Source organism: Lysinibacillus sp. OF-1 (assembly GCF_028356935.1).
In the GTDB taxonomy this organism is placed as follows: Bacteria; Bacillota; Bacilli; order Bacillales_A; family Planococcaceae; genus Lysinibacillus; species Lysinibacillus fusiformis_D.
This window is the reverse complement of sequence record NZ_CP102798.1, coordinates 128,248-145,092: the sequence shown is the minus strand read 5'-3', so window position 1 is coordinate 145,092 and position 16,845 is coordinate 128,248. Positions and strand designations below refer to the sequence as shown.

Annotated in this window: 14 protein-coding genes; 6 read left to right on the top strand and 8 right to left on the bottom strand. The window is 38.3% G+C overall.

Going from position 1 to position 16,845, the window contains the following annotated elements; genetic code table 11:
• Positions 1–39 precede the first annotated feature (39 nt).
• From NV349_RS00725 to NV349_RS00705, 5 genes are all read left to right on the top strand, one after another.
• On the top strand, positions 40–1,146 hold the full coding sequence (locus NV349_RS00725) for an extracellular solute-binding protein (protein WP_271913510.1): 1,107 nt from the start codon (positions 40–42) through the stop codon (positions 1,144–1,146).
• A gap of 83 nt (positions 1,147–1,229) precedes the next feature.
• On the top strand, positions 1,230–2,300 hold the full coding sequence (locus tag NV349_RS00720) for an ABC transporter ATP-binding protein (RefSeq protein WP_271912055.1): 1,071 nt from the start codon (positions 1,230–1,232) through the stop codon (positions 2,298–2,300).
• Between the two features lie 12 nt (positions 2,301–2,312).
• A complete protein-coding gene (locus NV349_RS00715; protein ID WP_058843773.1) occupies positions 2,313–4,034 on the top strand; it encodes an ABC transporter permease in 1,722 nt (573 codons plus the stop codon).
• 27 nt (positions 4,035–4,061) lie between these two features.
• Positions 4,062–5,576, top strand: coding sequence for an argininosuccinate lyase (gene argH, locus NV349_RS00710; protein ID WP_058843774.1), 1,515 nt, complete (start codon positions 4,062–4,064; stop codon positions 5,574–5,576).
• On the top strand, positions 5,573–6,520 hold the full coding sequence (locus NV349_RS00705; RefSeq protein WP_058843775.1) for an N-acetylglucosamine kinase: 948 nt from the start codon (positions 5,573–5,575) through the stop codon (positions 6,518–6,520). The genes argH and NV349_RS00705 overlap by 4 nt, the downstream gene beginning before the upstream one ends.
• A gap of 460 nt (positions 6,521–6,980) precedes the next feature.
• Here NV349_RS00705 and NV349_RS00700 read toward each other — a convergent pair whose 3' ends face one another.
• The 4 genes from NV349_RS00700 to NV349_RS00685 all read right to left on the bottom strand — a co-directional run bounded on the left by NV349_RS00700 (position 6,981) and on the right by NV349_RS00685 (position 10,821).
• The gene (locus NV349_RS00700; protein WP_271912054.1) at positions 6,981–8,285 is read right to left on the bottom strand and encodes a transglutaminase domain-containing protein; all 1,305 of its coding nucleotides are present in this window, start codon (positions 8,283–8,285) and stop codon (positions 6,981–6,983) included.
• 90 nt (positions 8,286–8,375) lie between these two features.
• Positions 8,376–9,512 carry a transglutaminase domain-containing protein gene (locus NV349_RS00695; protein WP_271912053.1) on the bottom strand — a complete coding sequence of 379 codons (1,137 nt, stop codon included), beginning with the start codon at positions 9,510–9,512 and terminating at the stop codon, positions 8,376–8,378.
• Positions 9,513–9,767: 255 nt separating this feature from the next.
• Complete coding sequence (locus NV349_RS00690; RefSeq protein WP_036125888.1) at positions 9,768–10,028, bottom strand: metal-sensitive transcriptional regulator; 261 nt, start codon at positions 10,026–10,028, stop codon at positions 9,768–9,770.
• 85 nt (positions 10,029–10,113) lie between these two features.
• Complete coding sequence (locus NV349_RS00685; protein WP_058843778.1) at positions 10,114–10,821, bottom strand: glycosyltransferase family 2 protein; 708 nt, start codon at positions 10,819–10,821, stop codon at positions 10,114–10,116.
• Positions 10,822–11,060: 239 nt separating this feature from the next.
• Between NV349_RS00685 and NV349_RS00680 the strand changes: the two genes are divergently transcribed.
• Positions 11,061–12,977, top strand: a complete 1,917-nt coding sequence (locus NV349_RS00680) for an SEL1-like repeat protein (protein WP_271912050.1) — start codon at positions 11,061–11,063, stop codon at positions 12,975–12,977.
• A 176-nt stretch (positions 12,978–13,153) separates the two neighbouring features.
• Here NV349_RS00680 and NV349_RS00675 read toward each other — a convergent pair whose 3' ends face one another.
• From NV349_RS00675 to NV349_RS00660, 4 genes are all read right to left on the bottom strand, one after another.
• The gene (locus tag NV349_RS00675; protein ID WP_058843779.1) at positions 13,154–13,558 is read right to left on the bottom strand and encodes a hypothetical protein; all 405 of its coding nucleotides are present in this window, start codon (positions 13,556–13,558) and stop codon (positions 13,154–13,156) included.
• A 73-nt stretch (positions 13,559–13,631) separates the two neighbouring features.
• Positions 13,632–15,005: a HAMP domain-containing sensor histidine kinase gene (locus tag NV349_RS00670; protein WP_271912048.1), complete on the bottom strand. Its 1,374-nt coding sequence runs from the start codon at positions 15,003–15,005 to the stop codon at positions 13,632–13,634.
• On the bottom strand, positions 15,002–15,673 hold the full coding sequence (locus NV349_RS00665) for a response regulator transcription factor (protein ID WP_089933926.1): 672 nt from the start codon (positions 15,671–15,673) through the stop codon (positions 15,002–15,004). The genes NV349_RS00670 and NV349_RS00665 overlap by 4 nt, the downstream gene beginning before the upstream one ends.
• 73 nt (positions 15,674–15,746) lie before the next feature.
• Positions 15,747–16,844 (bottom strand): DUF1648 domain-containing protein, encoded by a 1,098-nt coding sequence (locus tag NV349_RS00660; protein ID WP_271912044.1) that lies wholly within the window; start codon positions 16,842–16,844, stop codon positions 15,747–15,749.
• Position 16,845: the final 1 nt, after the last annotated feature.

Genomic DNA, 16,845 nt, shown 5'->3' with positions numbered 1-16,845 from the left:
GCAATATGCAAGTACCTTACTTTATGAAAGGAGAAGATGATGAAAAAAACCCGCATTCTTGGTTTTTTCCTTGTGTTGATGTTTTTAGCTTTAACTGCTTGTAACGGCAATAATCAGCAAAATTCTACAGATGGTGCAGCAAATAAAGACAAAACATCTGATGGTGATAAAACAGAAGTGGCAGCAACGACACCTTCAGGAAAGCTTGTCATTTACACAGGTCGTGATGAAGAAATGGTGCAAAATGTGATCGATCAGTTTAATGAAAAATACCCAGACATTGAGGTCGAGTTTTTAACGATGGGGGCACAGCAAATTTTAGAGCGCCTCCGCGGTGAAAAGGCCAATCCTCAAGCAGATTTTTGGTGGGGTGGAACGCAATCCGCTCTCATTGTTGGAGCAAATGAAGACTTATTGCATGCTTGGCAGCCTAGCTTTATCGGTGCCATTGATGCCTCACACAAAGATGCAGATGGACGTTGGTTTGGTGAGATGTTGCTACCAGAGGTCATTATGATTAATAGTGATTTACTGACAAAAGAAACAGGGCCTCAGGACTGGGATGACCTATTAGATCCTAAATGGAAGGATCAAATTCTAATTAGAGGTGTGCTTGCGTCAGGTACAATGCGCACAATTTATTCCTCTATGATTGTACGACAGGGAGACGATTCACCTGATAAAGGCTATGAATGGTTATTACAATTAGATGCTAATACAAAGGAGTATACACAAGATCCTAATGCCTTATATTTAAAGCTAACACGACAAGAAGGTAGTGTTTCTTTATGGAATTTGCAAGATATTTTATTAAAGAAATATACGACTGATTATCCTTTTGATTATATTTATCCAAAAAGTGGTGCACCTATTTTAGTAGATGGTGTAGCTGTTGTAAACAATGCGAAAAACTTAGACAATGCAAAACTATTTGTAGAGTTCTTATTTGAAAAAGAAATGGTGACACAATTGGCGAACGATTATTATCAAATTCCTACACGTTCTGATATCGATAAGGCTTCCATGCCAGAATGGTATCAGGAATTAGATTTAAAAACGTTCGATATTGATTGGCAGCTAATGTCTGACAAAGAAGCTGAATGGATGGAATATTGGGATAACAATGTAAAAGGGCGCGGCAAATAATAAAATAGGTAAAAATTCGACTTATACTGCGAATTTTTACCTTCCTGTATCATCTGCATTCTTTGTTAGAGAGGAGTTTATGATTGAGAAGTGTCAAAATTGAAAATGTCTCAAAGCAATTTGGTCAAGTGTATGGCGTGAATGATATAAATCTTGAAATAAAAGCAGGGGAATTTTTTACTTTTCTCGGTCCTAGCGGCTGTGGCAAAACAACCACTTTAAGGATGATTGCAGGCTTTTATTACCCTTCTAAAGGTAAAATTCTTTTTGACAATCGAGATGTCACTCGACTTCAGCCCAATAAACGCAATATCGGTATGGTATTTCAAAATTATGCTCTTTTTCCTCATATGACGGTTGATGAAAATATTGCCTTTGGTTTACAAGTGCGGAAATTTTCAAAGACCGAAATTCAATACAAGGTTGACCGCATTAGAGGACAAGTACATCTAGCAGCTTATGGTAACAGAAAAATAAATGAACTATCTGGTGGACAACAACAACGGGTTGCTTTAGCTAGAGCGCTTGTAATTGAGCCAGATATTTTATTACTGGATGAACCTCTATCCAATCTAGATGCTAAATTGCGTGAGGAAACACGTATTGAAATCAAACGAATTCAATCTGAGCTTGGCGTTACAACAATTTACGTTACCCATGATCAGATGGAGGCAATGGCTATGTCGGATCGAATCATGGTCATGGAGAATGGTTTGATCAAGCAAATTGGGACTCCTCAAGAAATTTATCATCAGCCTGAAGATCGTTTTGTAGCTAACTTTATTGGTGAAACCAATTTAATCGAAGGCACTATACAAGCCATTAATGGTGAAAATGTACAAGTGAGAACCTTAAATGGACATCTTTTGACTGGGCGAAAGCAACAAAGCTCCCCCTCTTTAACGCATATGATTGGAGACAAAGTGTTTATTTCTATTCGACCGGAGTCTATTCAACTAGGTACTGGTGATAATACGTTAACAGGAAAAATTACATTTGTTGAATTTACAGGTATTAGCGTCAATTACATTGTAGATTTTACGGCATTTTCACTTAAAGTAATGATTATTAATTCTTATGACCAAATAAAGAAAATCGGTGAAGACATTACAATCAATATGGCTCATGATTCACTGTACTTATTAGGGGAATAGGAGGAAGCCAATATGGGAAAACAGTCTGTCAATGCCTCTCAGGAAAGCGCGTGGACACGAATTTTTCAATCCAATTGGTTTGTTTATATTTTAATATCGCCATTATTTTTAGTATTGTTCGCCTATGTGGTTTACCCCTTCTATCAAACATTTATCCAAAGCTTTGCTGGTGATGAGGCTTTCTTTCACTATAAAAAATTTTTTGATCTGGCGAGCCCAGCAAACTTAGAGGCTTTATGGACCAGTATTTATATTTCGATCATCAGTGTTATTTGCTGTGCAGTCGTTGGGGTTACGATGGCCTTTTTACTGGAGCGCTATAATTTCCCAGGAAGGCGTACACTGTCTATTTTAGTATTAGTTCCTATGGCACTTCCTCCTCTAGTGGGTGTACTTTCTTTTTCATTTTTATATGGCGATAGCGGTATTTTCCCTCGAATCTTTCAGCATCTATTCGGATTAGACCATGTACCGTTTGCATTGAAAGGCATTTGGGGAGTTATCGTCGTTCATACCTTCACGATGTATACGTACTTCTACTTAACAGCTTCAGCTGCTATTAAGGGGCTCGATCCTGCTTTAGAAGAGGCTGCAACCAGTCTAGGTGCAGGGCGTATTCGCGTATGGACAAAGGTTATTCTACCAATGCTGACACCTTCCATTGTCGCCTCGTCCTTATTAGTGTTTATGATCTCAATGGCTTCCTATACAGCACCTTTAATGTTTGGTGTAGAGCGCACCATGACGATGCAAATATATTTATCACGTACAAATGGCAATCTTGAGATGGCTGCAACACAGTCGATGATTTTATCCTTTGTATCTATTACCTTTTTAATCATCATGCGTTGGTATCAGAATCAGCGAAATTATCAAAATCTCAGTAAGGGTATCAGTGTTCATCGTTCCGAGGTATCCTCTAAAAAAATTAAAGTTATGGCAACAATCGCATCCTTTGTTGGGACATTCATATTAATATTGCCGATATTAGTTTTGATATTGATATCTTTTTCTGTTGATGGTGCTTGGAAAACGCAAATTCTCCCGACCGACTATACGATCGATCATTATATTGCTCTTTTTACTGATGAGCGTACATGGCGGCCTATTTGGAATTCCATTCAAATGGGTGTCATAGCAACAATCGGCAATATCATTTTTGGTGTCGCTGCTGCTTATGCTATGGTTCGGTTAAACTTTAAAGGGAAAACATTGCTCGATATTTTGATTATGGTACCTTGGGCTTTACCTGGTACTGTTGTAGCGGTTAATTTAATCGCTGCCTTTAGTACAGAAAGTATTTTTAGTTTCAATCAAGTATTGATCGGTACATTTTGGATTTTGCCATTAGCGTATTTTATTCGACATTTACCACTTGTTTTTCGATCTACTTCCGCCTCTCTTGTACAACTAGATCAATCGATTGAAGAGGCTTCACGTGGCTTAGGCGCCAATTGGTGGTATACATTTAGACGGATTGTCGTACCGTTAACATTCACCGGAATTTTAGCAGGGACACTCTTAGCTCTCGTGCAAAGCTTTGGTGAGTTTGTTGCATCCATTCTAATATACAGTACATCCACTATTCCATTGTCTGTAGCGATATTCCAAAAATTATATGCATTTAAATTTGGGACCGCCTGTGCTTATGGTGTCTTACAAATTTGCTTAATTTTAGTTGTTCTTATTATTTCTGAAAAACTATCAAAAGGCAGTGCTGGTACAGCCATCTAGCTGCCAATCTATTAGGGGGCCATTACAATGTTTGAAGATTTTCGCAACAAAACGCAGCGGGAAGATGGGATGATATTCCCTTCTAACATCTATCGGAAAATTGTCTTACAGCCAGCTTATGATGAGGCGAAGAAAAATTTTTTAACAATCATGCTACAAATTAATATTGCTCATTTAAAAATGTTAGAAGAACAAGGACTCGTAAAAAAAGATGAAGCGAAACAAATTGGGATAGCTCTAAAAAAAATAGATTTAAATTATTATCGTTTAGAGGATTACAGTCCCCAATATGAGGATTTATTTTTCCGCATTGAAAATAAACTAATCGAGCTTGCTGGTGATGTTGCAGGAAATCTTCACATTGGCAGAAGTAGGAATGATATGGGGATCGCCATCTATCGTATGACCTTAAGGAAAAAACTATTATTATTAATGAACGAGTTACTAACATTACGTGATGACTTAATCGCGGCTGCAGAGGAACATATAGATACCATCATGATTGGCTACACGCATACACAGCAGGCTCAGCCCACAACCTTTGCCCATTATTTAAAAGCTGTTATTGACCAGCTTGAGCGTGATTTTGAGCGGATGCAGCATGTCTATAAAACTGTCAATCGCAGTAGTATGGGGGCGGCTGCCTTAACAACGACAGGCTTTAATATTAGTAGAGAACGGATGCGTGATCTACTGGCATTTGATGATATTATCGAAAATGCGTGGGATGCTGTTGCAGGCGCAGATTATATTGCTGAAGCGGCAAGTATTGTACAGCTGGCTGCACTCAATCTCGGCCGTACATCTCAAGATTTTTTATTATGGGCTACCCAGGAATTTAATGCATTCACACTCGCAAGTCCATATGTCCAGATAAGTTCCATAATGCCTCAAAAACGTAACCCTGTTTCCGTAGAGCATACACGTTCATTACTATCTGCGGTTGTTGGAGATGCAAGTACAGTATTACAAATGGTACATAATACACCGTTCGGAGATATCGTCGACACTGAAGATGATATGCAGCCCTATTTATGGCGTGCCATTGACCGTTTAAATGGGATTTACAAGTTATTTGGTTCTCTTGTTGTCACAATGGATGTTAATAAAAAGAAATTAAGAAACCGTGCAGAGAATAGCTTTGCCAATGTTACAGAGCTTGCAGATACATTAGTGCGTTCAGAGGGGATTTCATTCCGCCAAGCACATAGTATTGTTAGCAAATGTATTAAAGTTCTACTTGCCCATGGCGAAGAATCACTAGCAAGCCTTACATGGGGCCTTGCCAATACACAATCTAAATTGATTACGGGAAAGGAATTAGCTATTTCAGAAGAAGACTTTTATAAAACATTAAAGCCAGAATCTTTTGTTGGTGTGCGAACATTGCTAGGTGGCCCAGCTCCAGCCACAATGAAAGCAGCGCTCGAACGTTCAAAAATGAATGCTCAAAACCTTTATGAATGGGTCCGCTTAAAGGAAAATTCTATTATACAAGCGGAAAAGGAATTAACAGCCTTTCTTGAGGAATGGAATCAATGAAGGATTGGTTATTGATTATTGACGGTGGAGCAACAAAAACAGCATGTGCGGTCGTTCATGCTGAATCTGGTGACATTCACTATTCTACAACAATGCAAGGCTCGAATTATCAAGCCATTGGTGTCGAATCAGCTACAGCAAGATTACAAGGACTTTTAGCAAATGTACAAACATTTTTGCAAAAGTACCCCCATTCTCAAATTGCTGTAGCTACCTTTGCGTTAGCTGGCATTGATTCTCCTAAGGATCATGCCACAGTAACGGCCATTGTTCAAAATGCCCTAAAGGCCACACAGCTACAAATCAAGACGCTAATTATTGAAAATGATGCAGAAGCTACACTACTTGGTGTGACTGCTGGACAGGCTGGTGCATTACTCATTGCCGGAACAGGAGCCATCGCCTATGCCTATGACGGGCAACGAATTGTACGTGCAGGAGGTTGGGGACATCGAGCTGGTGATGAGGGAAGTGGATATTGGCTAGGGCAGGAAGTAGTAAGAGCTGTATTTAAAATGGAGGATGGTCGTGGTGAACCAACAATCTTAAAAGAAGCCGTCTATCATTTTTTAAATATACAGGATGTAACAGAGCTTGCGGAATGGTTATTCCATCCATCCTATACGAATGCACAGCTGGCCAAGATGAGCTCATTTGTAGCAAAGGCAGTCGAGCAAGAAGATGCTTGCGCCATGCAAATATCACTACAGGCTGCCTACGAATTAGTTCTTCTAGCAAGCGCTGTATTGAAAAAAATGGGCTATCAGAATGGACCATTTACACTTTATTGTAATGGTGGTGCCATCAAGCATAATCCACTCATTTTAAAGACTTTTACGGAGGAAATCACCTTACTATATCCACAAATTGATATTAAACTTTGTCAGCATCAGCCTATTACTTATTTGATTGAACGTACAAAAAGGGCATATGACTATTTATAAGTCATTGCCCTTTTCATAGTGTAAAAAAACAAAACCATCTATTTTGTGAAAGCTGAAGATGGATTTCCGTTGCAGGCTACTTGCTTTCCCGTAGGCTAGCGCCGAGCCGCTTCGTGTTTAGAGGCTCGCCAGTCTCGCGGGAATCGAGTAGCCTTCCGCTCCACCTCACAAAAGATTATCTTTTTAGAAAAAATTCCTAAGTAAAGTGAAGGTGTTCACTACTTATTTATTGAGAGGTGTGTAACTAATCACTTCTCCACATTGAAAATAAGAGCCTATCCTTTCTCTAATTATACAAATATTTTGATCGCTACGGCTAGTATAAAAGAGAAGGAAAAGACACCTTTGCCACATGGATTTAGTGAACTGCCCCCTGGGAAGGACGCTGGCAGAACGGAAATTCCCCCCCGCCTTTCAACATGGCTGTTTGTGCCGTTGACATCACCTTTTTTATGTTAAATTAGAGAGCCATTCTCTTCAATTCATTCGTTGTGAAATAGAGGAAGCCATCCTTAACAAATATATCCTTTGTATCTTCCCTATTTAGTACCTGTTCTCCACTACCGTCTGGACGAATTTTTGTTAAATACGCCCCCCGAGAGTAATTACTAAAGTATAGCCACCCATCCGAGTAAACGATGTATTGTGCACGAGTATTTGTGACACGCTTTATTTTACCTGTCTTTATATCAAGCACATACAACTTATTGTCATCAGAGATATTACTAAAATATAATTGATCGCCAGCCTGTGCTGGGAAGTCTATATCATGATAATAACTATACATTGTGCTTGTTGCCTTTGGATAATCCTCAGCAATCCACGTGTGATCTTTCGCCATTGTACGATCGTCTACTAAAAAGTATTGGTAACGAATGGCACCTTTGCGATCTGGTACTGGATCATTCCATGTCGTATCAAGGTGATACCACTGTCCATCCAGCTTGACCAAATTCCACGCATGTCCCTCTTTGCCGACATAGCCCACGATATATTTTGTTTCAATTCCCAGTTTTTGAAGCATCGAGTGAGCTAGTAAAGCATAGCCCTGACATACTCCCCCATGCTCGGCAAGTACGGTATAGGCACTATGTGGACTAGAATTTGTTTGATCTGTATAGGCAGTATTAGCGACAATATAGTCATTGACTGCTCGTACCTTTTCTACTTCTGTCATAGAGTCTTTACTGATTTTGTTGATGATTTCTTGGACATTCATCTCGACAAAGGCAGCCTGTTCTGGCGTCATTAAATAGCTCTGCTCTCCAAAAATAGTTGCCTTATTTCGCCCATATTCATAACGAATTGAATGCTTACTAACATGACCATAAACATAATCATCTCGTTCAATAGCATTGTTGTAGGCCTCTTCCACAATTTGTTCAATTCGTTGTGTATTACCTTTATATTGAATTTCAAACTTCGGTGAAAAACTACTATAATATGCATACATGGCATCAGCCATCTCTTTGGCATTTGTCACGACTAGCTTCGTTTCTGGTTTCTGAATTGGCGGCGCTTTAGGTGCTACCTCCGCTTCATGTATATCTTCTATAGGTATGGCTGTTTCTATGGAGGCATCGTCTGAAAGTCTAGCAGTAACATCTACGATTTTCTCCTTTGTTGAAAGAAGCATTGTTTCTATTTCGTCATTATTTGTCCAATCCAGCACCTGCTGAACGACTGCCTTACCAGCCATATAAATGGGATCAATAAAAATAATAATAATGGCAATAATAGCTAATTTCTTCCACAAATTCCTCACCTCCAACCGTCTTCTTTTCATTATATACAAAAAAAGCACAAAGAACTCACTTAAGGGTCCAATTGTGCTTGTTAATATTTGTTTGTTGACTTAATTAATTTTAAGTTTATATTCTTTAGTATTCATAGTATACAGCAAATCATTGTCATTGATCTTTAAATTCGTTACTGGCTGCTTAACTAGCACTTCAGCTTTTAATGTTTTCAAATTCAGCTTTGTCAAATACCCACCGTTACTGTAATCACTATAGTATAGATAATCATTAGTTCCAGTAATATACAATGCTCGTTTATCTAATACTTTTGTCTTTTTCCCACTAGTCATATCCAGCTTATACAGTTTATCGTTATCTGCCGTATTGCTAAAATAAACAGCATTATTTAACTGATACGCAAAATGAACATTGTGCATATAACTGTATTTTGTGCTTGTAGCAGTAGGATAATCGGCTTTAACCCAAGTGTGATCTTTGTTAAGCTGACTGTCCGTCACTAAAAAATAGTCATATGAAGCAGCACCAACACGATTTGGCAAAGGATCATTCCATGTTGTATCTAAATGATACCATTTTCCATCTACCTTTACTAAATTCCAAGCATGTGCCTCGTTCCCATTCACAAAACCTATAACATATTTTGTCTCTATCCCAGATTGCTCTAACAAGGCTTGTGCAGCTAATGCATAACCTTGACACACAGCTTGTCCTTCAAAAAATAAAGCATAGGCACTATGTGGGCTTGCCTTTGTTTTTGTTCCATACATCGTATTCGATACAATATAATCGTTAATAGCCTTTACTTTTTGGAACTCTGTCATAGAAGGTTTGATAATATTTTTCAGTATTTGATTAATCTTTTTTTGTACAGCTACTTCTTGTGTTTGATTCGTCAGATACTTCACTTTATACGTTACATTTCCGAGAGAATCTGCAGAAACCGTCATACTTTCGAAATGTCCACTTGCATAAACAGCTTGTTGTTTAGCCTTTTCAAATGCATCCATCATTTCTTTTTTGAAATCACCCATCGGGCCTGTATACGTAAATTTTATTTCCGTCTCGAAATTTCGCATTTGCTTAGCAAGCTCTTTTGTCAATTGATCCCAAGTAACTACTGTTGAGTTAGCTACCACAGGATAAATTGGGGAAGTAATTTCTGTTTGTTTTGCATAGGCAGCAGTTGGGCTTAACATCAATAAAGTTGCTCCACATAACAACCATTTTTTCATCACTAATCACCTTCCCTTTGAATCTTTTGTTACTATTTAGCATAACAAAGAAAGTACCTACTAAGCTATCATACAAGTTCACTAACTAAGACTTTCATCTAAAAATATATCAACACTTACATGATATAAAATACCTAAAAACTAAATATAATTCTCGAATATAACTATTTTTTTGCAAAAAAATAAAACTCACCCCATTTATAGTGAGTTTTATTTGGATTCAGCTACTATTTTTTGTTCCGAAAATCGAGGTAATTATCTACTTTTCACAACCAAATTAACGGCTTCCTGAATGGCTTCATTCATTTTTTCGTCATCACCTTCAGCATTTTGGACACATTCTAATAAGTTTGTACTGACAATAACACCAACTGTACGATCTACAGCAGAGCGTACAGCCGATAGCTGTGTAATGACTGCCTTACAGTCCTTACCTTCCTCCATCATCTTCAAAATACCACGTAGCTGGCCTTCCATCCGTTTCACACGATTTTTCACTTGATCTGAATATTCCATAAACATTGCTCCTTCTTTCTATACTCGCTACGTCCTCATGAGTAATCGTTATTCTTTATCCTAGCTCATTATTTCAAATTTAAACCTAGCCATTCCTTGGTTTTAAATAATTCATCAGCATTCTTGTGATTATAGTGCTTGCATTGGTTATTTCATCGTACTGGATAATTGTATTTTTCTTTAAACGTAATTGCCCAATCTCTACCTCAAAAATTGGACACTTTCTTTTCAGTGCCGCAACTAGCATATTTGTATCATAATCATAGCGTTCGCCTTTCACCTTCATCAGCCAAGGCAACTCATTTATCGATATATATCGCAAACCCGTTTGTGTATCCATTAATTTTCGATGATACAGTAACTCAAAAAATAGGCTTGTTGCACGATTTCCCCAATAAGAAAGAAATGAACTATCGGCAGAATGGAAATTACGTACCCCTAGCACAATACCTTCTGAAAACACCTTTGTCATCGTTAAGACAAGCTTAACATCTTGCAGTGCATGCTGCCCATGTGCCCCCACTGTAAGGACACCATGACACTTTCCTTTTTGCTCTCGGATAAATGCAAAGGCTGTCTTCAATGCACCACCTTTTCCAATATTGCGATCATGCTGCAATACTTGACAACGATCAATTTTATTTAAATCTTCAAAAATATCTTTATATCTTTGATCACTCCCATCATTGACAATGACAATTTGTGTAATGGTCGTTGCTAATAATTGATGTACATAGGTAATGAGTGATTGTTGTGGATTATATGCTGGAATAATAGCTGCAATATTTTTCATTTCGATCCCCCACCTATAGGCTGACGGGCTCTCCGTAGCTACGAATTTCCCTTATATCAAATAGTATCATGTCACAGCAACAATTCAACTGATGAATCCCATTAAAACTTATCAATAATATAGATTTTTCTCCGATATATGTACAAAGAGATTTAGAAGAGGGGCTTTCAACTGGCTCGAAGAAAATTAGACGCAATGATGCCGAGGCATCATTGATGAAAGAGGTGAGGGTGATTGTTATGCATTACGAAATTCTTGAAGAACAATGTCAGAAATTAACGCAGCTGTCCTTCACAAAATTAGCAAAAAACCTACAGGATGCAAGTTTGCTCGCTATTTCAAACCCAGCTACATCTTTACAAAAATCTCTTTTTGTATTGGAAGAAATTCTTTATGAGATTTATCGGCTGGAAATGCATACTGAACCTAAAACGAAAAATATCCGTACACTATTAAATAATCGAAGTTTTGTAGCGCAAATTCACCCTCGTCGGATTTATTTATTAATGAATTTAGTTCATAAAATGACAAGTCATAATAGTAACGACATTGTGGAAGCCAAAGCGGCAAAAATTGTTTTGGATTATCTTAGCGATATTGTGGAATGGTTTATGAAACGCTATGATCGTAGTTTCAAGTCAGCAAGTCTAACTCCTCACACTACAGAGCTTCCAACCATATTGGATAAGAACATACTCCAGCACAATCAATCGCCAGAGGCTTATACACATGCAGCCAAATGGTTTGAAAGGGCAGCGCAAAACGGTGATGCCAGTGCACAATATAATTTAGGAACTCTTTACAATCACGGGCGAGGGGTGAAAAGGGACTATAAACTTGCGAAAGTATGGTATGAACGAGCTGCCGCACAAAATGACGCAAATGCCCACTATAGTCTAGGCGTACTCTTTCATTTAGGGCATGGGGTTGGACAAGATTATAAGGAAGCCGCGCACCATTATCAAATTGCGGCAGATCTCGGAAATGCAGATGCGCAATATAATTTAGGTGTCCTTTATAATCAAGGTCTAGGCCTTTCGCAAAACTTTCATGAAGCGGCTAAATGGTATACTTTAGCAGCCAACCAAGGCAATACAAGTGCTCAAAACAATTTAGGCTTCCTTTATCATAATGGCACAGGTGTCGAGCAAAGCTACGCAGAGGCCATCGCTTATTTCGAAATGGCTGCCTTAGCGGGCGATGCCAGTGCACAGTATAATCTCGGCTATATGTACCTTAAAGGTCGTGGTATTGTTCAAAACCTTGAAGAAGCGGCGAGATGGTTTCATATGGCTGCTTTACAAGACCATGTGAACGCAGAGTTTCAATTGGCTATGCTCTACAATACGGGACAAGGAATGACGAAGGATCATCTAGAAGCCTTAAAATGGTTCAAGCTAGCAGCATATAAAGGACATTTAAATGCACAGTACTGTCTCGGCTTACTGTATGAAAAAGAACAGGATCTTGTTTCAGCAGAAAAATGGCTTCTACGAGCAGCTGACAATGGGCATATTAGCGCCGGCTTCGAGCTAGGTCGGCTTTATGTCTATCAGCAAAAACAGCCTGCTAAAGCTATGTCATACTTTAAAGTTGCTGCTAACAAAGGCTATGCTGATGCTCAGTATGAGCTTGGTCTATTACTGACATCAGGAGTTGATGTACCTATAAACTATACAGAGGCTGTAAAATGGTGGCGAGCCGCAACAGATCAGTCACATATTCAAGCGGAGTATCAATTAGGCTTACTGTATGAGCAGGGATTAGGAGTTGCTATGGATCTTGAAGAAGCACGAAGATGTTATCGACTAGCTGCTATTCAGGGCCATGCAGGTGCTCAATATCAACTTGGTAATTTATTTGATAAAGGGAAAGGTGTTAAACAGGATTACACGGAGGCAGCTAAATGGATTGAACAAGCAACGTCACAAGGGCATATAAAGGCACAATATCAACTAGCTCAAATGCACATTCATGGACAGGGTGTACCGAAAGATTTTGCAAAGGCAGCCCAGCTTTATCGATTGGCTGCTAATCAAGGGCATCAAAAGGCTCAATTTCAGCTTGGTATGCTCTACAAAAAAGGGCATGGGGTTGCACAAGATTATCAAGAGGCTGAAAAATGGCTGAAAAAATCGCTTGAAAATATTAAATAGACAGTTTAAAACCTACCGTATCATGAATTGTGATACGGTAGGTTTTTCTCTTGTTTCGGCATTCATCTCCTTTTTCTATAGTGGGAGATGAATATTTTTTCTCAACAGATTTTTACAGGCAAAATCGAAAAATTTTGGATACATTGTTTATCTGCGCGCTAGAAATGCGTAATGGATTAACTTTTTATATAGTCTTGTTGATGAATCATGAATGTTACTATAATAAATAAGGCAAAGCTGATTAATAGCGTAGTTCCACCTACAATAAAGAAGATTAATGTAAATGTACTACCAAAATTAAATGGATTTATATTGTAAAACCACATGCCAACTGTTAAACCCAAAACACCAAGAATAGCTGTCCAACCGTGAATGGCTACTAATTTTTGTGATTTCACTTTGAAGGCTCGATAAAAAATGCCCCATGCAAACATACTTAGCCAGCCGACAAGTAAAATATGTGCATGGATTGGTCTATATTCATAACTACCTGATCCTGACATATGTGAACCTAAATACGTACCGATGAAAGCAAAAATAGCCGCTAATCGAATAAGACGTATACTCCACTTCTGTTCCATACGAAAACTCCCCCTAAGCTTGTTTCAACTAAGTAGCAGTTTAACGTGTGAACATGAACTTTACATGAACTCCTTATGACAAGACTGGTAAATGAATATAAACCTTTGTACCGACATGCATCGTACTTTCCATCTGAATAGTACCTCCGTGTAGCTCTACAATCTGTTTGACAATTGCTAGTCCTAGACCTGTTCCTTGCTTTGTCCTGGAAGCATCTGCGCGATAAAAGCGGTCATATACTTTGGCTAATTGATCTGTCGTCATCCCCATCCCATTGTCCTCCACAAGGATTTCAAGTGAAGTAGATTTTTTCTGTAATTGTAGATGTATTTGTCCACCCTCTACATTATATTTAATAGCATTCGTCAGCAAATTATCCCACACATTTTGTAAAAGTCCTGCATCACCAGCATAACTAATTGGCTCTAGCTTGTAGGCTATTTGAAGCTGTGCCTCTTCTATTTGCCAGCGATATTTTCGCACAGTCTCCCTCAATTGTTCGTCTAATCGGTACGGCTCACGTTTTACGATTCTTGTCGATTGGTCGAGAGATGTTAGTAATAATAATTGCTTGGTTAATGTAGATAAGCGCTTTGTTTCCAACTCGATGATCGCTGCATACTCCTGTCTTTCCTGCTCAGTCAGCAGCGGATTTTTCAGGAGGTCAACATAGCCTTGAATATTTAACAAAGGCGACTGAAAATCATGCGATACATTACTAATAAATTCCTTTCGTATACGATCATTTTCTTGTAATTTCTCGGTCATCCTATTAAAGCTTACAGCTAATTGACCAATTTCATCTGCACTATCAATATCTAACACCGTATCAAACTTTTCATGCGCAAGCTGTTGAGTTGCCGCCGTTAGCTTTGTAATCGGACGAATTAATGCTTTAGCAAACAATAGCATTGCTAGTAAACTCAGTACTGTCATAACCAACATTAACCCTGCAAGTATCGTATGCACTTCCGAAAATAATAAGCGAATATCAGGTCTTATAAATAATGCATATGGCTTGTTTTCATACGTAAATGGCACACCAACTGTATTAATCAATTCATTAGCGAAAAATCCTGTCACAAAGGTTTCTTTAGGGAAGTCTCGCATACCATGATAGGTTTCTCCTTGTAAAACGTGGTCAACAACAGATGCTGACAATGTTTTATCACGATAGTCTCCACCAAAAAAATACCCTTCCTCGCCTGATGTTACATATATTTGATAGCCAATTTCACCCAGTGTCTTCAAATAATTATTTAAATCCTCTGGCTTCGCTGTTTCAATATAATGAACGATATCCTTTGCTATGTTTACGTTTTTTGCATCATTCTTTTCTTTTACCACTTGATGATAATACGTATTCGTTGCTAAAAAACCAATACATAGGCTACCAATCATCACTAGCATCGTCGTCACAACAAATTTACTGTATAAAGTTTTCATGTTGTCTCCTCTAGCTTATAGCCAACACCTCTTACGGTTGTGATTTCAACAGCCGTGTCATAGCGATTTAATCTTTCACGAATTCGCTTCACATGAGTATTCAACGTCTGTTCGTCTCCTTCATAGTCATAGCCCCATACTTGCTCCATAATATAGCTTCGCGTAAATACTTGGTGAGGGCGTGATGCCAATAAAGCAAGTAGTTCAAATTCCTTTAAAGGTAATATAAGTGTATCCTCTCCTATGACAACTTCAAAGCTTCGACGATCAATCACTAATTTGCCTACTTGGAAAGTTACTTGATTTTTCTTATCCAATCTCCGTAAAATAGCTGCTATACGAAACAATAATTCCTTTGGCTCAAAAGGCTTTACAACATAATCATCTGATCCTGCTAAAAAGCCACGCTCTTTATCCTCAAGCTCGCCTTTCGCTGTTAATAATAAAACAGGAATGTCATAATCTTGCGTTAAAGTCTCGGTTAATGTAAAACCATCCATCCCCGGCATCATCACATCGACAACAGCTAAATCAGGCAGATTCCCTTCTAGTAAGGCTAATGCCTGCTGTGCATTTTCTGCACATAGTACCTGATAGCCTTCCCTTGTGAGATAAATAGTAACTAGCTGTAAAATATGAGCATCGTCATCGACAACAAGAATTTGCATCTGCCTACCTCCAATCAATAAGAAAAAAACTCGCTCATATGGAACGAATTTTTCATCACAAATTACTATTATTTTATAACGAGAATATGGAAATCAACAGTAATAAAAGAAAAGGCAAACCAATAACAATATAACCTCTTGGATTTGCAAGGTTCATGGTCCAACCTACTCCAAAACGTTTCTCTACAAAAACGGAAGGGTCCTGTCGATTCATATAAATTAAGCCGCCTTTCCAATAACGATCTTCATCTACATCCATTACCTGTGAATCAACATTATCTTCATAACGCACTCTATGTTTACGCTTTTTCAAAATATAAATAAATAGTGAACCTAACACAACAGCTAGAAATAAAATAAATACTGGTAATAGCTTATAGCCAACAATCATGGAAGGATAAATATTGCTTAGTTGTAAAACCGTTAATAGAATGGTTAAGGCATAGCTCATCAGCAATATTTTCCAACTCATGTATTTTCGAGTCTTTAGCTGATCTTCCAACGATTCAGCTTTGCGGTTTACAGCTAATTTAATAGCAGAACGTTTAATAGAATCAGTAATTCCCCACATCATACATTGCATCATTAGCATAACAAGCGGCAGCGAAATAGCCGTAAAATAAGTCTTGTTTCTCCAAGCATCTGCTTCTCCACTTGGTCCCCAATGTACAGCTATATCATTTGGCATTAGGTCGTAATGGAGCAATGTGTAAATGATTAAAAACACCGCTATCCCTATAGGCACAGCAAAAAATGTCCAAGGAATCATTGCATCACGGCTTCGAGCAGTTAAATCAACCGCTCGTACTTGTTTAATATTTACGCCCCACTGCTCCTGCCTTTTCAACGTTGATACCTTGTGATGATTTATCCAGTACAGCACCATACTTACGGTAAGCATACTAAACAAACAGCTTAGTAAAACGATACTTTGAGTGGATTCAGAAGAAGCTAGACGATTGTAGCACATCAACATAATGATTAGAAATACTATGCCTGAGCCTCCTACCAATTGAACATACTGTTTTTTCAGCTTAGCTAATGCGAGATGCTTAATATGCTGATCAGGTACAGTAACCCCAAAAACAATAGTCTCCCTTACAATATAAGGAACCATCATTTGCATAGCTAATGTCATGATGTAGATTGTTGTAAAAACACCCAGTAGCATC